At 61.9% G+C, this 25,191-nt stretch carries 22 protein-coding genes and 2 pseudogenes; 15 read left to right on the top strand and 9 right to left on the bottom strand.

Going from position 1 to position 25,191, the window contains the following annotated elements; genetic code table 11:
• The first annotated feature begins 147 nt into the window (after positions 1–147).
• The 5 genes from NKJ84_RS06155 (at position 148) to NKJ84_RS06135 (ending at position 7,935) form a co-directional block, all read left to right on the top strand.
• Positions 148–1,725 (top strand): trimethylamine methyltransferase family protein, encoded by a 1,578-nt coding sequence (locus NKJ84_RS06155; RefSeq protein WP_254818184.1) that lies wholly within the window; start codon positions 148–150, stop codon positions 1,723–1,725.
• Positions 1,726–1,859: 134 nt separating this feature from the next.
• Positions 1,860–2,345 carry an endonuclease domain-containing protein gene (locus tag NKJ84_RS06150; protein WP_352505758.1) on the top strand — a complete coding sequence of 162 codons (486 nt, stop codon included), beginning with the start codon at positions 1,860–1,862 and terminating at the stop codon, positions 2,343–2,345.
• Positions 2,342–4,927 (top strand): GcvT family protein, encoded by a 2,586-nt coding sequence (locus NKJ84_RS06145; protein WP_352505757.1) that lies wholly within the window; start codon positions 2,342–2,344, stop codon positions 4,925–4,927. The genes NKJ84_RS06150 and NKJ84_RS06145 overlap by 4 nt, the downstream gene beginning before the upstream one ends.
• Positions 4,928–5,015: 88 nt before the next feature.
• Entirely contained in the window at positions 5,016–6,593 is a 1,578-nt protein-coding gene (locus NKJ84_RS06140) for an ArnT family glycosyltransferase (RefSeq protein WP_352505756.1), read from the top strand.
• 25 nt (positions 6,594–6,618) lie between these two features.
• Positions 6,619–7,935 (top strand): M24 family metallopeptidase, encoded by a 1,317-nt coding sequence (locus NKJ84_RS06135; RefSeq protein ID WP_352505866.1) that lies wholly within the window; start codon positions 6,619–6,621, stop codon positions 7,933–7,935.
• 120 nt (positions 7,936–8,055) lie between these two features.
• Here the strand turns inward: NKJ84_RS06135 and NKJ84_RS06130 are convergent, their stop codons facing one another.
• On the bottom strand, positions 8,056–8,856 hold the full coding sequence (locus NKJ84_RS06130) for a phosphate/phosphite/phosphonate ABC transporter substrate-binding protein (protein WP_352505755.1): 801 nt from the start codon (positions 8,854–8,856) through the stop codon (positions 8,056–8,058).
• An 84-nt stretch (positions 8,857–8,940) separates the two neighbouring features.
• On the bottom strand, positions 8,941–9,951 hold the full coding sequence (locus NKJ84_RS06125) for a fatty acid desaturase (protein WP_352505754.1): 1,011 nt from the start codon (positions 9,949–9,951) through the stop codon (positions 8,941–8,943).
• Positions 9,952–10,179: 228 nt separating this feature from the next.
• Here NKJ84_RS06125 and NKJ84_RS06120 point away from each other — a divergent pair, with 228 nt between their 5' ends.
• On the top strand, positions 10,180–11,022 hold the full coding sequence (locus tag NKJ84_RS06120; protein ID WP_254818179.1) for a helix-turn-helix domain-containing protein: 843 nt from the start codon (positions 10,180–10,182) through the stop codon (positions 11,020–11,022).
• Positions 11,023–11,110: 88 nt separating this feature from the next.
• On the top strand, positions 11,111–12,127 hold the full coding sequence (gene bmt, locus NKJ84_RS06115; RefSeq protein WP_292654777.1) for a betaine--homocysteine S-methyltransferase: 1,017 nt from the start codon (positions 11,111–11,113) through the stop codon (positions 12,125–12,127).
• Between the two features lie 150 nt (positions 12,128–12,277).
• Here the strand turns inward: bmt and NKJ84_RS06110 are convergent, their stop codons facing one another.
• From NKJ84_RS06110 to NKJ84_RS06090, 5 genes and pseudogenes are all read right to left on the bottom strand, one after another.
• Positions 12,278–14,398 (bottom strand): vWA domain-containing protein, encoded by a 2,121-nt coding sequence (locus NKJ84_RS06110; RefSeq protein WP_352505753.1) that lies wholly within the window; start codon positions 14,396–14,398, stop codon positions 12,278–12,280.
• 2 nt (positions 14,399–14,400) lie between these two features.
• Positions 14,401–14,961: an RNA polymerase sigma factor gene (locus NKJ84_RS06105; protein WP_352505752.1), complete on the bottom strand. Its 561-nt coding sequence runs from the start codon at positions 14,959–14,961 to the stop codon at positions 14,401–14,403.
• Between the two features lie 67 nt (positions 14,962–15,028).
• Positions 15,029–15,436 (bottom strand): annotated as a pseudogene (locus NKJ84_RS06100) (dienelactone hydrolase family protein); the annotation flags it as partial.
• Positions 15,437–15,522: 86 nt separating this feature from the next.
• On the bottom strand, positions 15,523–16,212 hold the full coding sequence (locus NKJ84_RS06095; protein WP_352505751.1) for a hypothetical protein: 690 nt from the start codon (positions 16,210–16,212) through the stop codon (positions 15,523–15,525).
• An 89-nt stretch (positions 16,213–16,301) separates the two neighbouring features.
• Entirely contained in the window at positions 16,302–17,876 is a 1,575-nt protein-coding gene (locus NKJ84_RS06090) for a trimethylamine methyltransferase family protein (RefSeq protein WP_254818174.1), read from the bottom strand.
• 310 nt (positions 17,877–18,186) lie between these two features.
• On the opposite strand from NKJ84_RS06090, the gene NKJ84_RS06085 reads away from it, so the two are divergent.
• Entirely contained in the window at positions 18,187–18,885 is a 699-nt protein-coding gene (locus NKJ84_RS06085; protein WP_023676506.1) for a cobalamin B12-binding domain-containing protein, read from the top strand.
• 82 nt (positions 18,886–18,967) lie between these two features.
• Here NKJ84_RS06085 and NKJ84_RS06080 read toward each other — a convergent pair whose 3' ends face one another.
• Positions 18,968–19,108, bottom strand: coding sequence for an entericidin A/B family lipoprotein (locus NKJ84_RS06080; RefSeq protein ID WP_023676507.1), 141 nt, complete (start codon positions 19,106–19,108; stop codon positions 18,968–18,970).
• 64 nt (positions 19,109–19,172) lie between these two features.
• Between NKJ84_RS06080 and NKJ84_RS06075 the strand changes: the two genes are divergently transcribed.
• Positions 19,173–19,802 carry a DUF1638 domain-containing protein gene (locus NKJ84_RS06075; protein ID WP_254818173.1) on the top strand — a complete coding sequence of 210 codons (630 nt, stop codon included), beginning with the start codon at positions 19,173–19,175 and terminating at the stop codon, positions 19,800–19,802.
• 8 nt (positions 19,803–19,810) lie between these two features.
• Here NKJ84_RS06075 and NKJ84_RS06070 read toward each other — a convergent pair whose 3' ends face one another.
• Complete coding sequence (locus NKJ84_RS06070; RefSeq protein ID WP_254818172.1) at positions 19,811–20,734, bottom strand: NAD-dependent epimerase/dehydratase family protein; 924 nt, start codon at positions 20,732–20,734, stop codon at positions 19,811–19,813.
• A 121-nt stretch (positions 20,735–20,855) separates the two neighbouring features.
• Here NKJ84_RS06070 and NKJ84_RS06065 point away from each other — a divergent pair, with 121 nt between their 5' ends.
• The 6 genes and pseudogenes from NKJ84_RS06065 (at position 20,856) to NKJ84_RS06040 (ending at position 25,120) form a co-directional block, all read left to right on the top strand.
• Complete coding sequence (locus tag NKJ84_RS06065) at positions 20,856–21,431, top strand: DUF4893 domain-containing protein (RefSeq protein WP_352505750.1); 576 nt, start codon at positions 20,856–20,858, stop codon at positions 21,429–21,431.
• Between the two features lie 77 nt (positions 21,432–21,508).
• Positions 21,509–21,924, top strand: a pseudogene (locus tag NKJ84_RS06060) (hypothetical protein).
• 43 nt (positions 21,925–21,967) lie between these two features.
• On the top strand, positions 21,968–22,879 hold the full coding sequence (locus NKJ84_RS06055; protein WP_352505749.1) for a fatty acid desaturase: 912 nt from the start codon (positions 21,968–21,970) through the stop codon (positions 22,877–22,879).
• Positions 22,880–23,113: 234 nt separating this feature from the next.
• Positions 23,114–23,416 carry a virulence factor gene (locus NKJ84_RS06050; protein ID WP_352505748.1) on the top strand — a complete coding sequence of 101 codons (303 nt, stop codon included), beginning with the start codon at positions 23,114–23,116 and terminating at the stop codon, positions 23,414–23,416.
• Positions 23,409–24,032 (top strand): methylenetetrahydrofolate reductase C-terminal domain-containing protein, encoded by a 624-nt coding sequence (locus tag NKJ84_RS06045; protein WP_352505747.1) that lies wholly within the window; start codon positions 23,409–23,411, stop codon positions 24,030–24,032. The genes NKJ84_RS06050 and NKJ84_RS06045 overlap by 8 nt, the downstream gene beginning before the upstream one ends.
• Positions 24,029–25,120, top strand: coding sequence for a methylenetetrahydrofolate reductase (locus tag NKJ84_RS06040; protein ID WP_352477600.1), 1,092 nt, complete (start codon positions 24,029–24,031; stop codon positions 25,118–25,120). Before NKJ84_RS06045 ends, NKJ84_RS06040 begins: the two co-directional genes overlap by 4 nt.
• Positions 25,121–25,191 lie beyond the last annotated feature (71 nt).

Genomic DNA, 25,191 nt, shown 5'->3' with positions numbered 1-25,191 from the left:
AGCCGGAACGCGATCAAGAGGCTGGCGATCCCGCCGGCTGCCCCAGGGCATGTCGCTTCCCTCGCCCTAGTGGTCGCCGCCTCCGCAATGGCCGGACGGCCGGCGGTCCATTATGCCGCCGCATTGCCGCAGCGTACGAGGACTATCATGACCGCCGCCCTTCAGCCCGCCGAACCGGCACTGGCAAACGACCGCGCCCGTCGCGGCGGCCGCGCGGGGAAGCGTGCCGGCGGATCGACGGCCTTTGAGCAGCCGCCGTTTCGGCAGTTGAAGAACCCGCTGACGCCGACCCGGCTGGTTTCCGACGACGAGCTGGAATCAATTCACCTCGCCTCTCTACGCGTGCTGCGGGAAATCGGCGTCGACGTGCTGCATGACGAAGCCCGGCGCATCATGAAGGCGCATGGTGCCGATGTCCGCGAGGGCAGTGAGCGGGTGCGCTTCGACAGCGACATGATCCTGGAACTGGTTGCCCATTGCCCGCCGGAATTCACCATCCACGCCCGCAACCCGGCGCACAATGTGCGCTTTGGTGGCGATAATCTGATCATCTCGATGATGGCGTCGGCACCCAATTGCTCAGACGTCGACCGCGGCCGTCGGCCAGGCAACCAGCAGGACTACCGCAACTTCCTCAAGCTTGCGCAGATGCACAACATATTGAACTGCACGGGCGGCTACCCGGTCGAGCCGATCGACATCCATCCGTCCGTGCGCCACCTCGAATGCATCCGTGACCTCGCCACGCTGACCGACAAGATGTTCCACATCTATTCGCTCGGTAAGGAGCGCAACGTCGACGGCATCGAGATCACCAGGATCGCGCGCGGCATCAGCCATGAGCAGTTGCTCGCAGAGCCGTCGGTATTCACCATCATCAACACCAATTCGCCGCTCAAGCTCGACGTGCCGATGATGGAAGGTATCATCCAGATGTCGAGCAAGGGCCAGGTGGTCATCGTGACGCCCTTCACCCTGTCCGGCGCCATGGCGCCGGTGACGATTGCCGGCGCGCTGGTGCAACAGAATGCCGAGGCGCTGTCCGGCATCGCCTTTGCGCAGATGGTGCGCAAGGGCGCGCCTGTCGGCTACGGCGGCTTCACCTCGAATGTCGATATGAAGTCCGGCGCGCCGGCCTTCGGCACGCCGGAATATATGAAGGCGCAGCTGGTCGGCGGGCAGCTCGCCCGCCGCTACAACATCCCCTACCGCACCTCCAACACCTGCGCCGCTAACACGGTCGACGCGCAAGCCGCCTATGAAAGCGTGTTCTCGCTGTGGGGCGCCATTCAGGGTGGCGGCAATCTGATGATGCATGCGGCCGGCTGGCTCGAAGGCGGCCTGCGCTGTTCCTACGAAAAGACCATCCTCGATATAGACCTGTTGCAGATGGTCGCCGAGTTCCTGACGCCGCTCGATCTTTCCGAGGAAGCGCTCGGTTTCGACGCCATCCAGTCGGTCGGCCCCGGCGGCCATTTCTTCGGCACCCAGCACACGCAGGACCGCTACAAGACCGCGTTTTACGCGCCAATCATTTCCGACTGGCGCAATTTCGAGAGTTGGGTTGAGGCCGGATCGCCGACCGCACTCGAAAAGGCCAATCGCGTGTGGAAGGAACGGCTGGCGTCCTATGAAGAGCCTTATATGGACCCGGCAATCCGCGAGGAGCTCAACGCTTTCGTCGACAAGCGCCGGGCCGAAGGCGGCGCGCCGACCGATTTCTGATCATTGGTTTGATGAACAGTCGACCCCCGCTCCGTCGAGCTTCGCTCGACACCTCTCCCCCGATCGACGGGGTAGAGGAAGGGCGCGACCTTATTCCAGCCAGCCCCCTTCCTCTCCCTCCGGAGGGGGGAGAGGTGGCGCTGCGAAGCAGCGACGGAGTGGGGGAAGCCGTTCATGAAACGCGTAGTCGCCGCAAAATAGGTACAACCGAGCGAGCACGAAAACTTAGGCAAGCAGGCAATCAGGCGGAAGCACTGCTCTGGCTTGAATTAAAGGCGCGCAAGCTTGGCGGCTATCGCTTTACGCGTCAGTTCTCCATCGGCGCCTTTTTTGCAGACTTCGTCTGCCGCGAAAAATGGCTTGTTGTTGAAATCGACGGACAACAGCACGCCGACAGTTCATATGACCGCCGCCGCGATGATTTCATGCGCGCCCAAGGCTATTCGATCCTGCGTCTTTGGAACCATGACGTCCTGAAACATCGTACTTCCGTCTGTGAAACCATTCTTGCCGCGCTTGATGGCAGGCTGGCCGAAAACACCGCTGTATTCGACCTCCGCTTTGTTTTCGCGCCCCGCTCACTCGAGTCAATCTCTTCAAAAACGGAACTATCTTCATGAAATCTCATGCAAAAGCGGTTGTCATCGGCGGTGGGGTCGTTGGCTGCTCGGTGCTCTATCATCTGGCCAAGGCTGGCTGGACCGACATCCTGCTGATCGAGCGTTCGGAGCTCACCTCCGGCTCGTCCTGGCATGCGGCGGGCGGCTTCCATACGCTGAACGGCGATCCCAACGTCGCCAAGCTGCAGGCCTATACGGTGCAGCTTTACAAGGAGATCGAGGAGATTTCCGGCCAATCCTGCTCGCTGCACCTGACCGGCGGCGTGATGATGGCCGATACGCCCGAGCGCATGGACTTCCTGCGGCTCGCCCACGCCAAGGGCCGCTATCTCGGCATGGACACAGAACTGATCACGCCGTCCGAGGCGAAGGCGATGTTCCCGCTGATGGACGAGACGAATTTCGTCGGCGCCATGTGGGATCCGGTCGAGGGCCATCTCGATCCTTCCGGCACCACCCACGCCTATGCCAAGGCCGCCAGGAAGCTGGGCGCCGAGATCGTGCTGCGCAACCGCGTCGTCGAACTGACGCAGGAGGTCGACGGCACCTGGAACGTCGTCACCGAGCAAGGCACGGTCAAAGCCGAGCATGTCGTCAACTGCGGCGGCCTGTGGGCGCGTGAGATCGGTCGCATGGTCGGCGTCGAACTGCCGGTGCTGGCCATGGAGCACATGTATCTCCTGACCGAGCCGATGCCGGAGGTCGAGGAATTCAACAAGTCGACCGGCCGCGAGATGATCGGCGTGCTCGATTTCAAGGGCGAGATCTATACCCGCCAGGAGCGCAACGGCATCCTGCTCGGCACCTATGAAAAGGCCTGCAAGCCGTGGTCGCCGGTCAACACGCCGTGGGATTTCGGCCACGAGCTGCTGCAGCCCGACATCGACCGCATCGCGCCGTCGCTCGAGATCGGCTTCAAGCATTTCCCCGGCATCGAGAAGGCCGGCATCAAGCAGATCATCAATGGTCCCTTCACCTTCGCGCTGGACGGCAACCCGCTGGTCGGCCCGGTGCAGGGCCTGACCAATTTCTGGTGCGCCTGCGCCGTCATGGCCGGCTTCAGCCAGGGTGGCGGCGTCGGTCTCGCACTGTCCAACTGGATGGTCCATGGCGATCCGGGCTTCGACGTCTGGGGCATGGACGTGGCCCGCTTCGGCGAATGGGCAACGCTGCGCTACACCAACGCAAAGGTGCGCGAAAACTATTCGCGCCGTTTCTCCATCCGCTTTCCCAACGAGGAATTGCCGGCGGCAAGACCAGCGCAGACAACCCCGCTCTACGACACGATGCTCGCCAATAACGCCGTCATGGGCGATAGCTGGGGGCTCGAAACCCCGCTCTGGTTCGCGCCGAAAGGCTCTGAGCCAAAGGACATCGTGTCCTTCCACCGTTCCAACGATTTTGGCCCGATCGGCGAGGAAGTGCGAGCCACCCGCGAGAGGGTCGGCGTCACCGAGATCGCCAACTTCGCCAAATACGAAGTCTCCGGACCAGGGGCCGAGGATTTCCTCAACCGGCTGATGACCAATCGCATGCCAAAGACCGGCCGCATCGTGCTGACGCCGATGCTGAACGAGTTCGGCCGGCTGATCGGCGACTTCACCATCGCCAAGGCGGGCGAAGAACGCTTCATGATCTGGGGTTCTTCGGCAGCGCAGAAGTATCACATGCGCTGGTTCGAGAAGCATCTGCCCAAGGACGGCCCAAGGGCGTCAGAGGTGCGCATCCACCGCTTCGACCAGACGCTGGTCGGCCTCTCCATCGCCGGGCCGAAATCGCGTGACCTGCTGCAGAAACTGGTCGATGTCGACATCTCGACCAAGGCCTTCCGCTTCATGGATTTCCGCGAGATGGCGGTCGGCGGCGCGCCCTGCATGGTCAACCGCATCACCTACACCGGCGACCTCGGCTATGAGATCTGGATGGCGCCCGCCTACCAGCGCCTGGTCTACAAGGCGATCAAGGAGGCTGGCGAAGAGTTTGGCCTTATCGATTTCGGCATGCGGGCTTTGCTCTCGATGCGCCTTGAGAAGAACTTCCCGACCTGGTTCCGCGAGCTACGTCCAATCTACGGACCATTCGAAGGCTCGATGGACCGCTTCATCAAGCTGGAGAAGAACGATTTCATCGGCCGGGAGGCGGCAGCCAGGGAACAGGCGGCAAGGCCGAAGCTGCGCCGCGTTTCCTTCATCGTCGATGCCGCGGATGCCGACGTCATGGGCGACGAGCCGATCTGGGCCAAAGTCGGCGGCAAGGATTACGGCACGGTGGAAAAGCCGCATGGCTACGGTGCACCGCGCTTCGACGCGGGCGGCAAGGAAGTGCGCGGCTCGAACGCCGCCGAAGGCGCGTCTGCCGTGCGCGGCATTGTCGACGGCGACTGGCGCGTGGTCGGCTGGGTCACCTCCGGCGGCTATGCGCATTATGTCGAGAAGTCGATGGCGCAAGGCTATGTACCGGCAGCGCTTGCCGAGAACGAGAGCGCCGGCCTGTTCGAGATCGAAATCCTTGGCCACCGGCGTCCCGCACGCATCAATGTCGAACCGCCGTTCGATCCGAGCGGCGAAAAGATGAGGACGTAGGCGCAGCCAGCCGGTCGCATTGTGCGGAGCATGCTCTTCATGTTAGCGCAGCCGGCAACACTCTGCTGGCAGGGGCGATGAGATTTCATTGAAGTACAATCTGAGATGGGCCGAGTGGCTGGCCGAGGGACGGATCGGCCCGTTCCCGGCGGCGATCGTCGTGGTCGCGGCTTACTTCGCCTTGCAGACCGTCATACTGTCCCTGTTGAGCTCTTGGGCGGGAACCGGCGTCGGCATCGATGATGCGGAGCAGCTGATCTATATACCGTATCTCTGGGCTGGATATGGCGGCTCGCAACCACCCCTCTACACCTGGATCAACTGGCTGGCCGCGCATGTTTTCGGCACCAGTATCTTCACGCTGAAGCTCGTCAAATACTCCGTGCTGTTCCTAGCCGCCTGCAGCGTGTTCGCCGCCATGCGGCGGTTTGGCTACACCAAAGCGACGGCGGCGGCGGCCATGTTCGGCCTGTTTACGATCCCGCAGATCGTCTGGGAATCGCAGCGCGCCTTGTCGCATTCCGTCGCCGTCGTCGCCTTCTGCTCGCTGCTCCTGCTTGCTATGGCCTATCTTGTCGAGCGGCGAAGCATGGTCGCCTATGCGGCGTTTGGCTTGGCCACGGCGGCCGCAATTCTTGCCAAATATAATGATGTCTTCCTCGTGGTGGCCCTTGTTGCGGCAGTGCTGTCGCTGCGCGAATGGCGCAGCGTAATGCTCGATCCGAAGTTCGCCATCAGCATAGCGGTCGCGATACTGGTGCTGGCGCCAACCACCTATTGGAGCCTCATGCATCCCGCCGATTTATTGTCGAGAGGCGAGAAGTTCGGAATAGACTCGCAACGAGGGCGCATGGCGGCGGCTTTTGTCGGTGCCGGCAAGTTTATCATGGGAACCTTCAATTTCGCGGTCTTGCCGGTGCTCGTTTCCGCGCTGGCTTTCGGGCTGGCCGGGTTTCGTTTCTCCGAGTGGCACCCGAAAGGTCCGGCTCGGGAAATTCTGTTGCGGCGTACCTTGGCGCTCGGCTTGGCCATGCTTGCGATACTTGTACTGGTCACGGGCGTGACGGTGGTCAAGGACCGCTGGCTGCTACCTGTCCTGTTCATGTTGCCGCTGGCCATCGTCGCCACTATGGAACGGCTGGCGCCGCACGGCAGGAATGCGCAGCTCCTGGTAATCGCGGCTGGAGCGATAATCGCCGTGCTCCTCGCGCCCGCCACCTGGTACGTCCAGATAAACGGGACCAGTGGTCTGTCGCGGATGATCCGCGTGGATTACCCCGCCCTCTATCGCCAACTGACTGCGGACGGACCGGTCAAAACCGCAATATCTGATGGTGCATGGGTCGGAAACCTGCGGCTGGTCGACGAAAAACTGGTCGCACTTGACCAGGAAGTGCCTAATTTCGAAATGCTGATGCAGGAGCCGGCCGTACTCGTCTGGCTTGACCGTGACGATCCGCGTCCGGTCATTTTGGAGCAGCTCAAAGCGGCCGGCTATGAGCCGGACGGCCAGCCGCGGCAAATGATGGTTCCGCTGTTGCGTGGCACCGACAAGTCCACCCGGCCCGGCGCCTATGTAAGATTGAAGAGAATGGCGGTGGGAGGAGCCACGGTGCCAAAAGAAGGCGTTAGCGGAGGAGCCGACGGTGGACAGGAACCCGACTGACCGGCCCCGTCATCACCGCAAGATCATGCCGTTCGAGCCGGACGGCTCGAACGGTGTGCTGCGCAAAAAATCGCGGCTGAAGGCCGCTGAACTCAACCAGCATGCGCTGGGCTATGGAGCGCTGGCGGAAACCGAATGGCAGGCGGCGGGAATTGCTGCTCCTGACCTGCCCGCCATGCGCCGATACCGGCTCGAGCGCATCCGCGCCGAGCTGAAGCGCCGCGACTATGCGGGAGCCTTGCTCTACGATCCGGTCAACATCCGCTATGCGACGGATGCGACCAACATGCAGCTCTGGGTCGCACACAATCGGACCAGGCATTGTTTCGTCGCCACCGATGGCCCGGTGGTGCTGTTCGACTATTTCTCCTGCGAGCATCTTTCCGATCATTCCGGCGTCGTCGACGAGGTGCGGCCGGCAGTGTCGTGGGCTTATCTGTACAGCGGCGAGCTGACCGGTCAAAAAGTCCGCCGCTGGGCAGCCGGCATCGCCGAGCTGGTATTGGAACACGGCGGCGGCAATCGCCGTATCGCGATCGACCACATCAATCCCGAGGGCATCGAAGAGCTCGCCCGTCTCGGCATTTCGACCGGCAATGGCGAGGCGGTGATGGAAAATGCGCGGCTGATCAAATCGCCCGACGAGATCCTTGCCATGCGCCGCGCGATCGTCGCTTGCGAGGCAGCGATGGGTGAGATGGAGCAGGCGCTGAGGCCGGGGATTTCCGAGAACGAATTGTGGGCCGAACTCCACCGCGGAAACATCGCGCGCGGCGGCGAATGGATCGAAACCCGGCTCCTGTCGTCGGGTCCGCGCACCAATCCGTGGTTCCAGGAGTGCTCGTCGCGGACGATCGAGGCCGGCGAGCTCGTCGCCTTCGACACCGACCTGATCGGTCCTTACGGCTTCTGCGCCGACCTTTCGCGCACTTGGCTTTGCGGTGACGCGCCGCCGTCGCAGGAGCAGCGCGACCTGTTCCGAATCGCCGCCGACCAGATCGCCAACAACACGGAGCTGATGCGGCCGGGCGTATCGTTCCGCGACCTCGTCGAGCGCTCGTCAGTGCCGCCGGGGGACTGCTTCCCCGCCCGTTATGGGGTGCTCTATCATGGCGTCGGTCTTGCCGACGAATACCCGACTTTGCCGCATGCTAGCGACTGGACCGACGACACACCCGACGGAGTGCTCGAACCTGGCATCGTGCTGTGCGTCGAGAGCTATATCGGTCGGCTTGGCGGCTACGAAGGCGCCAAGATCGAGGAACAGATCCTGATCACCGAAACCGGCAACGAGAAGCTTTCGACCTACCCGCTCGACAATCGGCTGCTTGGCGGCTGCTAATGCATGTCCCACAAAAGCATGCCCTCGGGCTTGACCCGAGGGTGTGCAGCGGTTCTGCGATAACGACATGCGTAAACTGGAATCTAAAGTGCTCGCATGAGGCCGCCCGACGCGACGCGTTTATATGAGCGCTGCGATCGCCTCGCGCATCGTGGTGACGATCGTTTCCGGCGTTGTCCTGGCCGTGATGAACGGCAAGCCTTTGCGACGCCTTGTCCAGCCGACGACCGTCACCTTCTGCGCCGCAGGCTCGAAACGCTGCGCCAGCGCCCAGCTCTCGCAGTCGATCGCCGCGACGTCGGCCCTGCCCTCGGCAACAGCAACGATCGAAGCACGGTGCCCACGGCTTTCGCTCAACGCGGAAAAGATGTCCAGACTCTCGCCCAATGCTTGCAGGTCGCGAGTTGGCGCGATGATGCCCGACATGGAATCCAGGCTGTTAAAGGTGAAACGCCGGCCGCGCAGCAGATCGAGCGGAATGACGGCACCGCCGTCGGCCGGCGACCTTGCCTGCGGTGCCTCGCCCGCTCTCATGATGATGGCGCTCGAATAGAGTTCGCCCTGTCCACCCTCGAAGGCATCGTAACGCGGCTGACCGACGAGCTGGACACGTTGCGACAGGCCGAGTTCCATCGGTCCCCAACAGGTTTGCGCAAGGAGCAGCGCCGGGTGCAGCCAGAGCCGGTGGAAATCCAGCTCGTCCGGCGGCAATGTCGCCGGATCTGGCGCGACGGGTTTTCCCTGATCGTCTCGGATACCGCCAGGCACTGGAGGCAAATCGCCATTGCGGCGGACGATTGTCTCCGGCGCATCGATGCCCCTTTGTCTGAAAGTATCGCGCAACCGCGCCCATTGCGCGTCGACCTCGTCCCGCGCTTCCGGCCAGTCATACATCGGCAAAGCCGCAATGAATTCGCTCATGTCGGGGATTTGACCGTTATGCGGGGAAATTGACAAGTTCAGGAAAGCGTCGTCCGCGCGGAACCGCCTGCAACAACGCAAGAATCACTCTTTCGGCGGCTCGGCGGGTACCGGTGCGCTGCCAAGCCCATTGAGGCTGCGTGCCCTGACACGCGGCTTGAATGCGCGTCCCGGTTCCGGCATGCGCCGCAGCACGGGATGGACGACCGGCTCCTTCGCCTTGAAGGCATAGGCCTTGAGCAACGCGAAATAGTTCGGATAGGCGTAGCCATTGTTCATCCGCAGCCACTCGTCGCGGCGGTCGCGAAACAGTTTCGGCAGCCTGTACCAGGCCACCGTCGGGCTCTTATGATGGACGAAATGTAGATTGTTGTTGAGGAACAGGAAGGACAGCGGCGAGCGCTCGACGATGATCGTGCGGCCTTCCGGATGTTCCGACCATTGGTGCTCGGCGTAGGTGCGGATCGAAATCAGCGATTGTCCCAGCCATACCGGCACCAGAACGTAAAGCCACAACGGCATGCCGAAGCCGAACTGCACGATGGGCAGCACGATGGCGAGGCCGATAGCGTGCAGCAGCCAGGCCTTGCGGACGACCTTGTCGCCCGCGGCAACCTGCCTGGCGTCGTCGATGAAGAAGCCTATGCAGGAAAGCCACGGGCCCAGCACGAAACGGCCGAGCATTGTGTTGTTGATCTTCAGCAGGAATTTCATCGCCGACGGCAGGCCCTCGTGCTGCCAGAGCGCCTCGTAATAGCTTTCGGGATCGTCGAGCGGATCGGTCAGGCGCTCGTCTGCATGGTGGCGCAGGTGAATGGTCTTGAACCGGCGAAACGGCCAGACAAGGCCAATCGGCAGGAACACAAACGCTTCGTTGAGCCGCGCGTTCCGGGTTGGGTGGCCGTGCAGGACCTCGTGCATCAGCGAGGATTGCAGCGTCGCAATCAGGGTCAGAAAGGCGAGCGCCAGCAGCGGGTAGGATGGCCAGAGCAGAAAGCCGGCAGCGAGCCAGCCGCCGTAACAGAGAAGTGCGAGAAATACGGTCGGCCATTCGATGGCTGCTGCGCCGTGTCGCCTATTGCCCATGCTCGTCATGCTATCGACCACTGCCTTCCAGTCGCCGGAACCCGTTTGATTCCTGACAGCATTGTGTCAGGAGTGTTGCATCGAGGCAACGCGATAAAGCGCACAAACTGTTGCGATTGCGCATTTTCAGCTGCATATGTTATGCATTGTAAACAACGGACCGGATTCATTTACGCCTGAAGCCCGCGTTCGCAGGTTTCAGCGCAAATTATTCCTCCTATCGAGTGGGACGGCGATTTGGACAAGCGCGACCTGTCGACGATCTTTCGCGAGCGCCTGAAAATGCTCTTGACAAGGTCCGATTTGAACCAATCAGCGTTCGCCGGTGCGGTTGGCATCGACCGTTCGGCACTGTCGCAGCTGCTCTCCGGCGGCTCGACCCGCCTTCCCCGTGCTGAAACGCTGCTTAACATCGCCGCCGAATTCAAAGTCTCGCTCGACTGGCTGCTCGGCCTCAGCCACGACGAGGGCGTCACCGGTGAAATCCGCGAGAGCCTTGAGATCGAGGAGGCGCCGGACGGCTTCGACCGCACGCTGCTGGCTCGCTGGCATGCCGAGGCGGCGGGAACGAAAATCCGCTACGTGCCGGCCGGCATTCCCGATCTTCTGCGCACCGAGGCGCTTGTCGACTATGAAGCCGTCATCGCCAACAAGAGCCGCGAGGCACAGGCCGGCGAAACGCAGTATCGCATTGACTACAACCGACGGCCCGAAACCGACATGGAAGTCTGTATGCCGCGCCACACGCTGGAGATCTTCGCGCGCGGGCTGGGCGTGTGGGACCGCTTTCCGGAAGCCGACCGCCACCAGCAACTCCTCCACATGGCGACACTGCTCGACGACCTCTATCCCACCTTCCGCCTGTTTCTCTATGACGGGCGGATGCGCTATTCGATCCCCTACACGATCTTCGGGCCTTATCGCGCTGCCATTTACGTCGGCGACATGTATCTGGTGCTCAACGCCACGCAGCCGATCCGCATCCTGACCAGCCATTTCGACAATCTGATCCGTGCCGCGGACGTCAACGCGCATGAGGCGGCCAGCTTCACACGAAAGCTGGCGGAGATGCGATTTTGACCGGTTGTTTCCCGCGCCGACATTGACGTCACATAAAGAATTCTTTATATCGTTATCTCAATAATTCTCCGGGAAGGCGTATTCCACAATGACCAATCCGATCGACGCGCTGCTTGCCGAAAAGGGCGTCCTGCTCGCCGATGGCGCCACCGGCACCAATCTGTTCGCCATGGGCCTTGAGGCCGGCGAGGCTCCCGAGCTCTTGAACGAGACCGCTCCCGACACCATCACCAGCCTGCACCAGAACTTTGTCGATGCCGGCGCCGACATCATCCTGACCAACTCTTTTGGCGGCACCCGCCATCGGCTCAAGCTGCACCATGCGCAGGACCGGGTCTATGCGCTGAACAAGCGCGCCGCCGAAATCGCAAGCGCCGTTGCAAAAAAGGCCGGCCGCAAGGTGATCGTGGCCGGCTCAGTCGGCCCGACCGGCGAGCTGCTGGTACCGCTTGGCGCCATGACCTATGACGAGGCGGTCGAGGCCTTTGCCGAGCAGATCGAGGGGTTGAAGGCGGGCGGCGCCGAAGTCGCCTGGATCGAAACCATGTCGGCGCCGGACGAGATCCGTGCCGCCGCCGAAGCCGCCATCCGCGTCGGCCTGCCGTATACCTATACCGGCTCCTTCGATACCGCCGGCCGCACCATGATGGGACTGCTGCCGAAGGACATCCACGGCGTCGTCGATGGCCTGTCGCAGACGCCGCTCGGTGTCGGCGCCAATTGCGGTGTCGGCGCCTCCGATATTCTCGCTTCGCTGCTCGACATGACCGAGGCGAAGCCGGAGGCAACGGTGATCGTCAAGGGCAATTGCGGCATTCCCGAATTTCGCGGTGCCGAGATCTACTATTCGGGCACACCCGAGCTGATGGCCGACTATGTGCGCCTCGCCGTCGATGCCGGCGCCAAAATCGTCGGCGGCTGCTGCGGTACCTCGTTCCAGCACCTTGCCGCCATGCGCAAGGCGCTCGATGCGCATACCAAGTCGGATCGCCCGACCGTCGAGCAGATCGTCGAACGCATCGGCCCGATGCGCAACAAGCAGGCTACGGTCAACGTCGCCGAGACCAGCGAAGCCCGCCGCGAGCGGCGCCGCGGACGCGCCTGACGCTTTCGTCTGCGACGCGGTCCGCGCGAAGCAGTGCGGCCGCGAAAAAAAGGCCGGCAAGGTTTCCCTCGCCGGCCTGCCTCACCCGCCCGTAGGCCGGCTCCCCCTATCAGAACGATCCCATCTGAAAGAAACCGGCGGTCATTGCCACTACCGGTTACCGCCGAGCGCCGAGGCAAGGCGCACAAGCGAGAGGAACTCGGACCGGTATCCAAACGGGTCGGGTCCTCTGGCGGCGGTGGCAATCTGCATGATCTTGTCGTAGCCGAACTTCGCGGTCGCATCCTCGTCGCGCAGCTTCTGGCCGAAGGCAGCAACGGCAACGGAAAAACGCTGGTCGGTGCTGGCCTGGTCGAACGACGCCACCTCGTCGGCTGACGTCACTGGCGTGGTGATCAGCTTTGAAGTGTCCTCGTTCGGCAGCTTGTAGCGGATCTTGACGAAGGCATATTCGTCGGCATTGGCAACACCGCCATTGTTCACCGAGGCCTGGCCATAGCGCAGTTGATCAATCTGTTCGCCGCCGCTGCCCTTAGGCGTGATTTCGTAGATCGCTGTGACCGAATGGCCTGAGCCGATCTCGCCGGCGTCGACCCGGTCATTGTTGAAATCCTCGCGATTCAAGGCGCGGGTCTCGTAGCCGATCAGCCGGTACTCCGAAACCTTGTTCGGGTTGAACTCGACCTGGATCTTCACGTCCTTGGCGATGGTGAACAGTGTCGAGGAGGCATCCTCGACCAGTACCTTCTCGGCCTCCGCCAACGTATCGATATAGGCAGCGGTGCCATTGCCGTTCTGGGCGATGGTCTGCATCATCTGATCGTTCAGATTGTCGCGGCCGAAGCCGAACACCGACAGGAATACGCCTGTCTTGCGCTCCTTTTCGATCAGCCGCTTCAGATCGTCGTCGTCGGTCTGGCCGACATTGAAATCACCGTCGGTGGCGAGCATCACCCGATTGATGCCGTCCTTGACGAAGGATTTCTGCGCCAGCCGGTAGGCTTGCCTGATGCCGGCCTCGCCTGCCGTCGAGCCGCCCGATGTCAGATTGTCGATGGCAGCGAGGATCTTGTCCTTTTCCGAAGCCTTGGTGGGCTCCAGCACGGTACCGGCATCGCCCGCATAGGTGACGATCGAGACCGTGTCGTCAGGTCTCAGCTTGTTGACCAGCAGTCGGAAGGCCGACTGCAGGAGCGGCAGCTTGTCCTGCTCGTTCATCGAGCCCGACACATCGATCAGGAAGACCAGATTGGCCTTGGGCTGCTCGGCCGGCTTCACGTCGAAGCCCTTGATGGCGACGTGCATCAGCTTGGTGTGTTCGTTCCATGGCGTCGGCATGACGCTGACGGTCGAGTTGAACGGCGTCGAGGTGGAGTCCGGGCCTTTCCAGTCATAGGGGAAGTAGTTGACCATCTCCTCGACGCGCACCGTATCGGCTTGCGGAATAAAACCTTCCTTCAGCGAGCGCCGCACGAAGGAATAGGAAGCGGTGTCGACATCGATAGAGAACGTCGAGACCGGATCTTCCAGCGCGGCATGCACCGGATTGGTCTTGAAATTCTCGATGCGATCGCGGTTTTCCTCTTGCGGCAGCATCTGGTCGGCCGGCGCAGCGGCAGGCTGCTGTGCCATCAGCTTGGGCTCGGCAACCGTGCCAGGCATGCGTCCGACCCGCGCGCCGCCATCGACGGCCGGAGCCGCGGTGCTGGTGCCGCCATTCAGCACAAACTCGCCACTCTGCGCCGGTTCGGGAGCATTGCGGGTGAGCACGTCCTGCTGGGTCAACCCGCCGACTGCGGTCGATTCCGCTTTCGGCGGCGATGTCGGCGCCACAAGCGCCTCGCCGGCGTTACGGCTTTCGCTGTCGGCGTCCGCCTTCTTCTGCTTGTCTGCTTCGGCCACGACCGGCGGTTTGACGGCCGCCGGCTTGTCGGCCAGTGTCTCGGTGATCTTGTCGTCCCCGCCGAATTCGGGCCCGCTGAATGTGGATTCCCCAAGCATGTACATGGCAGCGTATCCGGCGATCGGCAGGGCAACGAGCCCGGCGATGGCCGGCGTGGCGAAGAGTTTCTTTTGCATGATTTCGCTCCAGAGCCTTTGTGCTCGCTCTGTGAGACGAAGCCCGCTTGCCGATCCTTGGGCGGCCGGTAAAGTTTTTTCTTCCATGTCATAGGCGCGCAGCGCGGCCTGGAGGGCACGCGCCTTTGCGTCCGCGTCCGGCGCCGGTGCCGCGATGTCGCGCAGTTTGTTGAGTTCGTTGTCGTCGACCATGGTCACACTTCCCCGGCTGAACGCATCAGCGTCTTCAGCCGTTTCTTCGCTTCATGGATGTGCCAGGAAGCCGTCGTCTCCGAGATCGCCATCGCCTCGGCGGCGGCTGCATGGCTCAGCCCTTCGCCATAGACCAGCAGCACCGCGTCGCGCTGCTTGTCCGGCAGCTTGCGCACCGCCGCCCAGAGCGCCTCGGCCGGGTCTTCCGGCTCAGCCGAGATTTCCCCCGAAATCAGGACATAGGCGCCATAGGCATCGGTCTTGACCGTCTCGCGGGCGGTCTTGCGCATCATGTCGCGCGCCGCATTCAGCGTCATAGCGTAGAGCCATGTCGTGAAGACGCCGCTGCCATGATAGTCGCGGATCGCCCGGCCAAGCCGGACGCAGACTTCTTGGGCGATATCCTCGGCGTCGGCCTTTTTCCCGCACCAGCGATAGGCGGCGCGATAGACGAAACCGTAGTGCCTTTCGAGCAACTTGCCGAAAGCACCCCGATCTCCGCCCTTCGCCCGCCCGATCAGTTCAGCGTCGGAGGCTTCGCTTTCGTCCAGCATCATCGCCATCATTGCCTGTTGGACGAAGGCTAATGGCTGTTCCTTGGGGCGATGGAAAGAATTTTCTGGCGCGCCGTCACGTCGTAACGGTTGGCGTGCCCTGACCGAGCGTCTCCGCGAACAGCGTCGTCAGCCGCTTCCAGTGGCGCTCGGCGCCGGCTGCATCGAAGGCGCTGTGGTCCGGCACGCACCAGCCGTGCGCCATGCCGGCATAGTTCTCGATGACATGGTCGACCTCGGCCGCGCGCAGCGCTTCGGCCAGCCGCGCGGCTTGCGCGGGCGGAAAGCTGCGATCAGTGCCGGCCGTACCGATATAAACCCTTGCCTTGAGCGAAGCGGCCTTCCGGTGCGGACTGTCGGCGGCGTCACCAGCCAGATTGCCGCCGTGGAAACTGGCCGCGGCAACGATGCGGCCGGGATAGCTGGCCGCTGCGTTCAGTGCCCGCGCTCCACCCATGCAGCAGCCGACAATGCCGACCGGCCCGACGTGCGATAGATACCGGCGGTGACCGTCGCCGCAAGCTGTAGTGAGGCGATCTGCTTCAAGATTTCGTGCGGCATTCGGCGACGCTACAGACGCGCGAATGCTGCCATGTGAAAGGCCTGAACTTCGGCCGGATAGCGATAGTCGGTGCAGTAAGGACAGGCGTTGCGATCAAGGCAGCCGCCGGTCCGGCAGGGCTCGCCGTTTTGCCCGCGCACATGCGCCAGACAGGCTTCATGTGCAAAACCATCCGCAGAATAAGCCTCTACCGGACAGGATTTCAGGCAGGGTTTTTCCAGACATGTGTCGCAAAGGTGAATCATGTCGCGGGGTTCTTGGAGCGCAATTTCGTCTTCGAACAGCAGCGCGCCGCGATAGGCATGCCAGAGCCCATATTGCGGATGCATGAGAATGCCGAGCGGTGACGGCTTCAACCCCTCCGCACGCATCGCCCATTGCTGGAATGGCAGATAAGGCCTGTCGGACGGCGACACAGCGCGCGCCCCTAATTTTCCGGCCACCGCGCCGATCACTTCGCGCGACCATCTGTCGAGCGGATCGTCGATCGGCTGTGACCGTTTCTCCAACCAGTGCATAAAGTGCGGCCAAGGTGCGGCACCCGCCTGCCCCACCAGCAGGACGGATTTGGCGGTAGCGCCGGAGAGATCGGAAGGCGCCTTCTCAGCGCCTGCAAAATTGAAGCCGCCGCGAAGCACGAGACCGTGTGCGGAAAGTGCCGCCGCGATGGTTTCGACCATGCTGCGCTCGAGGATCATCCCTTCTTGTCCGGGTCGGAGAAGGCGCTCCGCCAGACTTCCTTGTGGATGATGTTGGCGACTTTAGCCCCGCCTGATTCGGGCTCCTTTCAGGTGAAGGCGTCGGCCATCGACGCCTTCTTCCTGGCAATGAAGTCCTTCAGCCCGTCGTCGATACCCGGATCGAGATGCGGCGCCTCGTAGCTTTCCAGCCAGCGGCGGGCGAGCTCGTTGGCGCGCTGCGGGGCGGTTTTTTCGCCTTCGGCCAGCCATTGCTCGTAAGAATTGTTGTCGGCAATGTTGGAACGATAGAATGCCGTCTGGAAATTGGCCTGGGTGTGATCGCAGCCGAGATAATGGCTGCCCGGGCCAACCTGGCGGATGGCGTCCATCGCCTGGCCGTTTTCCGACAGGTCGACGCCTTCGGAGAACTTCTGCGTCATGCCGAGCTGGTCGATATCCATCATGAACTTTTCGTAGCAGGAGGCGAGACCGCCCTCGAGCCAGCCGGCCGAATGCAGCACGAAATTGGTGCCGGCGAGGATCGTCGAGTTCAGCGTGTTGGCGCTCTCGTAGGCGGCCTGCGCATCGGGGATTTTTGAAGCACAGAGCGAACCGCCGGTGCGGAACGGCAGGCCGAGCCTGCGGGCAAGCTGTGCGGCGCCATACGAGACCAGCGACGGCTCCGGCGTGCCGAAAGTCGGCGCGCCCGACTGCATCGAGATCGACGAGGCGAAGGTGCCGAACAGCACCGGCGCACCCGGCCGGATCAGCTGTGTGAACGACGCCCCGGCCAGAACCTCGGCCAAAACCTGTGTCAGCGTGCCGGCGACCGTCACCGGGCTCATCGCACCGGCAAGGATGAACGGCGTGACGATACAGGCCTGATTGTGGCGCGAATAGACCTTCAGCGCTCCCAGCATGGTCTCGTCGAAGACCATCGGCGAGTTGGCATTGATCAGGCTGGTCAGCACCGTGTTGTTCTCGACGAAATCGTCACCAAACACGATCTTGGCCATCGCCACCGTGTCTTCGGCGCGCTCGGGCGCGGTCACCGAGCCCATGAACGGCTTGTCCGAATATTTGATATGGCTGTAGACCATGTCGAGATGCCGTTTGTTGACCGGCACGTCGACCGGCTCGCAAACCGTGCCGCCCGAATGGTGGATCGACGGCGCCATATAGGCGAGTTTCACGAAATTCCGGAAATCCTCGATCGTCGCATAGCGCCTGACGCCGTCGAGATCGCGCACGAAGGGCGGTCCATAGACTGGCGCGAACACTGTCGCGTTGCCGCCGATCTGCACCGAGCGCTCGCCGTTGCGAGCGTGCTGGGTGTAGACGGACGGAGCGGTCTTCAACAGCGAGCGGCAGAGGCCCTTGGGGAAATGCACCCGCTCGCCCTTGACGTCGGCGCCCGCCTCTTTCCAAAGCTTTAGCGCCTCGGCGTCGTCGCGGAAGATGATGCCGATCTCCTCCAGCACCGTGTCGGTGTTCTTTTCGATCAGCGCCAGCCCTTCCTCGTCCAGCACTTCATAGACGTTGATCTTGCGCTTGATATAGGTGAGCTGTGTGCCGGGGCCGCCGCCCGAACGTGCAGCCCGTCGGGCTGCGGCGCCACCGCTGGCAGCGCGTCCGCGCCGCGCGTTTGACGCTTCCTGATCGACCGGCGCGTTCTCACTCATAATCGTTCTTCCCTGGCTTTCGTTCTGGCCTTGATTTACTCCGGCCGGGCTCTTGTACCGGCCTGAAATCCGTTTGCGGCCGCATATTGCGGTCTCTGGCCGGATCGTAGCCATGCACCCTATTCGAAACGGCCCGCCAGCGCCAACGCCTGTCGCAAAATCGACAAGAATTCCAAGAGATTTACGGTCGCTTTCGTTTTGCGGGAAGTCGCAAATCAGCTATGGACAACCGGCCCATGCGGGTTAGGTATTGGCGCGATATTTTTTAAGCTGCCGCGATAGTTGTAGCCGGCAAGGAGCCTGAGAAAAAATGGCCGACGACGAGATCATCCTTTCGGAACTCTCCGACGACGAGTTGGTGCAGCAGATGCACGACGATCTTTATGACGGGTTGAAGGAAGAAATCGAGGAAGGCACCAATATCCTTCTCGAGCGCGGCTGGGCGCCTTACAAGGTGCTGACCGAGGCTCTGGTCGAAGGCATGCGCATCGTCGGTGAGGATTTCCGCGATGGCATCCTGTTCGTTCCCGAAGTGCTGCTGTCGGCCAACGCGATGAAGGCCGGCATGTTCATCCTGCGTCCGCTGCTTGTCGCCACTGGCGCGCCAAAGCAGGGCAAGATGGTGATCGGCACCGTCAAGGGCGACATCCACGATATCGGCAAGAACCTGGTCGGCATGATGATGGAAGGCGCCGGCTTCGATGTCATTGACCTCGGCATCAACAATGCGGTCGAAAAATATCTCGATGCCATCGAAAAGCACCAGCCCGACATTATCGGCATGTCAGCGCTACTGACGACGACCATGCCTTACATGAAGGTCGTCATCGATACGATGAAGGAAAAGGGCATTCGCGACGACTATGTTGTGCTGGTCGGCGGTGCGCCGCTCAACGAGGAATTCGGCAAAGCCGTCGGTGCCGACGCCTATTGCCGCGACGCCGCGGTGGCGGTCGAGACCGCCAAGGACTTCATGAAGCGCAAGCACAACGTCCGCGCTTCGGCCTGAGGTCAATAAGTCCGGCACCAACGAGAAAAGCCGCGCCTTGCAGTGCGGCTTTTTTATTCCCAAATGTTTAGAGCCGTGCGGATCAGGGTTTCTTGACGGTATCGTCAACAGCTTTAGCAGTGGATTTGATATCCTTACCGACGCCGCGCACCGTGTTGGCGCAGGCCGAAACAGCCAAGGCGCAGGCGAGAATAGCGATTGGCGCAACGCGGAACAATTTCATGAATGGTGTCTCCCTCAGCATATAAATTCGCTGGACAGCAACGAAGATGGATTAGACTGGTTCCATGACTACCGCGCGAAAACAACAATCCGATCAGGGCGACAGGCTGCTCGTCATCGCCTGCGGGATGATTGCGCGCGAGGTTTTGGCGGTCAAGGAGCAGCTTGGGCTCGACCATCTCGACCTGACCTGCCTGCCAGCGGAGTTCCACTTCTATCCGGACCGCATCGCGCCGGCCATGGACAAGGCAATCGAGAAGGCCAAGACCGACGGCTACAGACACATCTTCGTCGGCTATGCCGATTGCGGCACGGGTGGCTTGCTCGATCGGATCTGCGAGAAGCATGGCGTCGAGCGCATGGCCGGGCCGCATTGCTTTGCTTTCTACCAGGGCATGGATACCTATGCGAAGGTCGCCGATGATGACATGATGTCGTTCTACATGACCGATTTCCTCTGCCGGCAATTCGATGCCTTCTTCATGAAGCCGCTCGGCCTGGACAAGCACCCGGAGCTGATCAAGGACTATTTCGGCAACTACGAGAAGCTGATCTATATCGCTCAGACTGACGACCCGGAACTCGACAAGGTCGCCGAAAAGGCGGCGAAAATGCTCGGTCTCGCCTATGAGCGGCGCTCGACCGGCTATGGTGACCTGACGAAGGAACTGGCCAGCGCTGCAATCCTGGCTTGACGGTACTTCTAGGCAAGGCCTTCTTCAGCTTCGAGCCCGGCGAGCACATCGGCAAAGCTCGTCTTGCAGACGAAACCCAGCCGGTCCCTCGCTCGCGACGCATCGTAGACCCGGTCGATCGACGAAAAAATCGTCCAGCCTTTCTTCGCGTAGAGTGCCGGATAATCCGGAAAATAGCGTGCGACGACCGAGGGTGCATCGGCGATCAATGCCGCGCAATCCTCGGGCTGGAACGGTGTCGGTGCCGAAATGATGAAGATGTCGAAGCCCAATTGCGGTGCTTTCTCCAAGGCAGCGATATGGGCATCGGCAGCATCCTCCACCGTCAGCCGGCGAAACAAAAGCTCATTGGCTTTGGTGTTGGCGTCCGACTGTTCGATCACGTGCGCCATATCGTCTGCTTCGGGAAAGAACCGAGCGGTGCGCAGTACGATCGACGGAAGGCCGAACTGGAGCTGGTAAAGGCGACAAAGATGTTCCGCGGCAAGCTTGGTGACGCCATAGATGTTGCGTGGCTCCGGCGACATGTCTTCCGTCAGCCATGCCGCCTTGCGCGCGCCTCCCGTGAAACCGGCGCGTATGGCCTCGGAAATCATCAGCGATGTCGTCGACGTAAACACGAAGCGCTGAACCGCGAATGCAGCGGCCGCATCGAGCAGGTTGAGCGTGCCGCGCACATTCGTCTCGACGAAATCCTCGTTGCGATAACGTTCGATGTCGGGCTTGTGCAGCGCGCCGCTGTGGATGATGGCCTCGATGCGGTTCTCCTCGACCGCCTGCATGACCAGGTCGCGATCGGCGACTGAGCCGACGATTGGAGTTTCCGAAGACGGAACGGGATCGAGGCCGGTGACGTCATGGCCGAGGGCCCGCAGGCGCGGTGCCAAGGCGCTGCCCAGCCAGCCCGACGATCCCGTCAGCAAGATCCGCATTCTTTCCACCTCGTTTCCGCTGTCGATGCCCAAGCACGGATGACAGAACGTGGCGAAACATTAAGGTATGCGCCAGACAAGAAAACGGGCTGCTCTAGCCATCAACAGGGAAACGCCACCGATGATCGCTCGCCTCATGTTTGCCGCAGCAACTGTCCTCTGCTTGACCATGCCCGCGTTCGCCGACGGCGAGGTGCAGAAGTTGATAACGGCTGCCGACAAGGCGCGGCTCGACAAATATGGCGAGACGCGCAAGGCAGCGCTTGACGAGGCGAAGGCCGGCGATCCGGCCGAGGTCAAGCAGCTCGACGCCTTGCTGGCAAAGCCGCTGGTTTCCTTCTCCGACAACGACCTGACCGGCAAGTGGCAATGCCGCACCATCAAGGCCGGCGGATTGAGCCCGCTCGTCATCTATGGCTGGTTCAAATGCAAGGTGAGCGACGATGGTTCCGGCTGGAGACTGGAAAAGATCACCGGCTCGCAGCGCACCAAGGGCCGCTTCTTCGACGATGGCGAGAAACGCGCCATCTATGTTGGTTCCTTCTACGTCAACGACGATCCGGCAAAGCCCTACGGCAGCGGCCCGGAAAGCGATCAGGTCGGCTATGCCTTCCGCAACAGCGCCAGCGAATGGCGCATCGAGTTCCCGGCGCCCTATTACGAATCGAAGCTCGACATCCTCGAACTCAAGCGCTGAGCCCCGATCACCAAGGGTTAACCCGGTCAGCCTAGCATTCGCGCGCAAAGAACAGGTCTTTGCGGAGGTCGCGAACCATGGCACGGTCGAAACCAAACCAACGACCGATCGTCGTCGTCACCGAAGGCGGCTCGCATATCTGGGCGATCGTCAACGCGGTCGCCGATCAACTCGGGCCGGTCAGTGTTATCCTCGAAGCACCTGAATCCAAAAAGCAATTGCTTCTCGGACGGGCGCGACGGCAAGGCTGGGCCTCGGCCATCGGTCAACTCGGCACGATGATGCTGACCCGGCAAAACCGCAGCCGGGCGACACAATTTCAAGCTACGCGTTGCGGCAGGCGGCGTTCTCGCGCGACATCTGCGTCGAGGCGGTCAGAGATGCGCTGGCCGGCAAGCTCGGCACGGTCGAGCCCGGCCTGCCTTCGAAACAATGGTATCACCCGACGGTCTGGTCCTATCTCTGGACCGGGATAACGAACGGCGTCTGGTGACGCGCCGATTTACCGGATGCCCACCCGCCGCTAACATTGCATCATGAGCGACATCGATCACCGCACCATCATTGCCGGCCTTTCGGTCGAGGACCGTCGCGACCTCACCGCCAGGCTTGACCGGCCAGGCATTTTCCGGCTGGCCGCCCATGGCGGGCTGGTTATCCTGCTGGGCGCGTTGATCGCCGCCCGCATCCCGTTCTGGCCGCTTCTCGTCTTGCCGCAGGGAATCCTGATCGTCTTCTTCTTCACGCCGCTGCACGAGACCATCCATGAAACGGCGTTCAGGACGGCGTGGCTCAATCGCGCTGTTGCCGCCGTGGCCGGCTTCCTGATCCTGCTGCCGCCGGCATGGTTCCGCTATTTCCATTTCGCCCATCACCGCCATACGCACGACCCCGAAAACGACCCCGAACTGAGGGCGCCGAAGCCGGAGACCGTCAGCCAATATCTGCGCTATCTGTCGGGCGGCCCCTATTGGATCGCCATGGGCCGCGTGGTCGCAACCAATGCGGCTGGCCGCAATCGCGACGGCTTCGTACCGGAAAAGAGTCGCGGCAAGGTGGTTGCCGAAGCACGGCTGTTCCTTATCGGTTATGCGGTGTTGCTGGCCGCATCTCTCACCATACAGTCGGCGCTGCTGTTGTGGGTCTGGATCGTGCCGGTGCTGGTAGGACAGCCGTTTTTGCGGGCCTACCTGCTGGCCGAGCACGCGTTGTGCCCGCATGTCGCCAACATGCTCGAGAACACCCGCACCACCTTCACCAACAGGCTGGTGCGCTTCGTGGCCTGGAACATGCCATACCATTCGGAGCACCATTCCTATCCGGCCGTTCCCTTCCACCGCCTGCCGCGCTTCCATGAGATCGTCGCGGAGCATCTAGGCACGACCGAACGAGGTTACGTGCGTTTCCACAGGAAGCTGGTCGGCAGCTTCGATGGCCGCGCCGGCTGACCTGTGCTGAAAGACTCCGCTTTCAACCGCGGCCGTCGATTGCGTCGCTTTTGAAGGCCCCCGCGTCGTCCCATAACAAGCAGCCCAACAGCGCTTCCGGCAATGCTCGAAACCACTGCATTGGCCCAAAACATCGGAATCGATCTTTGGAGGGCACGATGCAGCGGAGTTAGATGGTAGAGCATCGTTTGTGCGTTCGATTGGACGCGCGGCGCTCTGCAGGAGCAGGAATTCATGGCCGATCTGATCGTCGTCTACTGGCGCGACATCCCCGCCCAGGTCATCGTCAAAAAGGGCCGGCAGAACGCCAAGCGCGAACTGCCGCTGCGCTTCACCGAGGCGATCGACATGTGCGCCATGCGCACCGGCGCCGGCGGCACCGACGACTATCTTGCCGAATGGCGCAAGGCAGAACCCATCCTAGTCGGTGACGATCTTGAAGCCGAGGCGGAGAAGGCTCTTCAGGAAATCGATGCGAAATACGACCGCGAGCGGCTGATAGCTCTGGTCAAGGCGGGCGGCAAAGAAAATGTCTGATCCCCAATCAATGCCGGCGACGACGGCTCAGACCGGCCTGACGCAGGCGACCATCGTCAGGAAGGCGGCGCCGAAATCCGACTACAAGCCGGCCGACGTGTCGCCGCAGCGGCGCGTGCAGCGTTCGTTTGCAGTGCGGCTTTGGTCGGTCCGGCATTCGCGGTTGCTCGAATGGTTTTACGCCAAATTCGCCGACATGTTTCTGCTCCTCCACCCGCTTTGGAAGGGCATCGGCTACAGCCGCGTCGAAGGACCGGTGAAATTCGTCGAAAAGCGCGTCAAGGGTTTCATGTTCGACTGCCGCATGTGCGGCCAGTGCATCCTTTCCTCGACCGGCATGTCGTGCCCGATGAACTGCCCTAAGCAATTGCGCAACGGCCCTTGTGGCGGTGTCCGCGCCAACGGCAATTGCGAGGTCGAGCCTGATATGCCCTGCGTCTGGGTTAAGGCCTGGGAAGGCTCGCGGAACATGGTGCATGGCGACAGGATTTTGGAGGTGCAGAAACCGGTCGACCAATCCTTGCGCGAGACCTCCGCGTGGCTGCGCGTCACCGCGCAGGCGGCGGCCGCCCGCGATGCGGCCCGGAACATTACCAACACTGGAGCGTCGGCATGATTGGCCGCCAGCCCGACGAGAATCCGGCCGGCATCCATTTGCCGCTCGATCCCCTGCCCGGCCACACCTCGCGTGGTCGCCTGGAGCGCGTATTGAGACGCGGCGAATTCGCAGTGACGACCGAGCTCAATCCGCCCGACAGCGCCGATCCGGAAGACGTCTACAACCGCGCCAGGATTTTCGACGGCTGGGTCGACGCCATCAATGCCGTCGACGCTTCCGGCGCCAACTGCCACATGTCGTCGGTCGGCATCTGCGCCCTCCTGACCCGCATGGGCTATGCCCCGATCATGCAGATCGCCTGCCGCGACCGGAACCGCATCGCCATCCAGGGCGACGTGCTTGGGGGTGCTGCGATGGGCGTCGCCAATATGCTCTGCCTGACCGGCGACGGCGTGCAGGCCGGCGACCAGCCCGGCGCCAAGCCGGTGTTCGATCTCGACTGCATGTCGCTGCTCGAAACCTGCCGTATCATGCGCGACAACGGAAAATTCCTGTCCGGCCGCAAATTGACGACCCCGCCGCAGCTTTTCCTTGGCGCGGCCATCAACCCGTTCGCGCCGCCGATCGATTTCCGGCCCTATCGGCTTGGCAAGAAGATCGCTGCCGGCGCGCAGTTCGTGCAGAGCCAGTATTGCTTCGACGTGCCGATGTTCCGTACCTACATGCAGAAGGTCCGCGATCTCGGCTATACCGAGAAATGCTTCATCCTGTGCGGCGTCGGGCCGCTGGCCTCGGCCAAGACGGCCAAATGGATCCGCTCCAACGTGCCGGGCATTCACATTCCCGATCAGATCGTCAAGCGCCTGGAAGGCGCTCAGGATCAGAAGAAGGAAGGTAAGCAGCTCTGCATCGACATCATCAATGAGGTGAAGGAAATTCCCGGTGTGTCCGGCGTTCATGTGATGGCCTATCGCCAGGAAGAATACGTCGCCGAGATCGTCGACGAATCCGGCGTGCTGAAGGGTCGCCGGCCATGGAAGCGCGAAATCCGCCGCGACGACCAGCTCGTTGCCGACCGGCTCGACCACATACTGCATGACGACCTCACCGAAACCCAGGTCGACATGGTCAAAACCGCGCATTGACAGCGCGAATCGTCAGCATTCGCTTGATCACAAACAGATAACGATATAAAGAACTCTTTATATCACGATGG

The sequence above is a fragment of the Mesorhizobium sp. M0048 genome (genome assembly GCF_040323405.1).
Classification (GTDB): domain Bacteria; phylum Pseudomonadota; class Alphaproteobacteria; order Rhizobiales; family Rhizobiaceae; genus Mesorhizobium.
This window is presented reverse-complemented; position numbering and strand designations above follow the sequence as displayed.

Excerpts from the sequence above, each read along its gene's own strand:
- bmt (WP_292654777.1), top strand. The coding sequence starts at position 11,111 with ATGACCAATCCGATCGACGCGCTGCTTGCCGAAAAGGGCGTCCTGCTC.
- NKJ84_RS06155 (WP_254818184.1), top strand. The coding sequence starts at position 148 with ATGACCGCCGCCCTTCAGCCCGCCGAACCGGCACTGGCAAACGACCGC.
- NKJ84_RS06065 (WP_352505750.1), top strand. The coding sequence starts at position 20,856 with ATGATCGCTCGCCTCATGTTTGCCGCAGCAACTGTCCTCTGCTTGACC.
- NKJ84_RS06105 (WP_352505752.1), bottom strand. The coding sequence starts at position 14,961 with ATGGCGATGATGCTGGACGAAAGCGAAGCCTCCGACGCTGAACTGATC.
- NKJ84_RS06085 (WP_023676506.1), top strand. The coding sequence starts at position 18,187 with ATGGCCGACGACGAGATCATCCTTTCGGAACTCTCCGACGACGAGTTG.
- NKJ84_RS06080 (WP_023676507.1), bottom strand. The coding sequence starts at position 19,108 with ATGAAATTGTTCCGCGTTGCGCCAATCGCTATTCTCGCCTGCGCCTTG.
- NKJ84_RS06055 (WP_352505749.1), top strand. The coding sequence starts at position 21,968 with ATGAGCGACATCGATCACCGCACCATCATTGCCGGCCTTTCGGTCGAG.
- NKJ84_RS06045 (WP_352505747.1), top strand. The coding sequence starts at position 23,409 with ATGTCTGATCCCCAATCAATGCCGGCGACGACGGCTCAGACCGGCCTG.
- NKJ84_RS06125 (WP_352505754.1), bottom strand. The coding sequence starts at position 9,951 with ATGACGAGCATGGGCAATAGGCGACACGGCGCAGCAGCCATCGAATGG.
- NKJ84_RS06110 (WP_352505753.1), bottom strand. The coding sequence starts at position 14,398 with ATGGTCGACGACAACGAACTCAACAAACTGCGCGACATCGCGGCACCG.
- NKJ84_RS06050 (WP_352505748.1), top strand. The coding sequence starts at position 23,114 with ATGGCCGATCTGATCGTCGTCTACTGGCGCGACATCCCCGCCCAGGTC.
- NKJ84_RS06145 (WP_352505757.1), top strand. The coding sequence starts at position 2,342 with ATGAAATCTCATGCAAAAGCGGTTGTCATCGGCGGTGGGGTCGTTGGC.
- NKJ84_RS06090 (WP_254818174.1), bottom strand. The coding sequence starts at position 17,876 with ATGAGTGAGAACGCGCCGGTCGATCAGGAAGCGTCAAACGCGCGGCGC.
- NKJ84_RS06040 (WP_352477600.1), top strand. The coding sequence starts at position 24,029 with ATGATTGGCCGCCAGCCCGACGAGAATCCGGCCGGCATCCATTTGCCG.
- NKJ84_RS06095 (WP_352505751.1), bottom strand. The coding sequence starts at position 16,212 with ATGATCCTCGAGCGCAGCATGGTCGAAACCATCGCGGCGGCACTTTCC.
- NKJ84_RS06070 (WP_254818172.1), bottom strand. The coding sequence starts at position 20,734 with ATGCGGATCTTGCTGACGGGATCGTCGGGCTGGCTGGGCAGCGCCTTG.
- NKJ84_RS06075 (WP_254818173.1), top strand. The coding sequence starts at position 19,173 with ATGACTACCGCGCGAAAACAACAATCCGATCAGGGCGACAGGCTGCTC.
- NKJ84_RS06130 (WP_352505755.1), bottom strand. The coding sequence starts at position 8,856 with ATGAGCGAATTCATTGCGGCTTTGCCGATGTATGACTGGCCGGAAGCG.
- NKJ84_RS06135 (WP_352505866.1), top strand. The coding sequence starts at position 6,619 with ATGCCGTTCGAGCCGGACGGCTCGAACGGTGTGCTGCGCAAAAAATCG.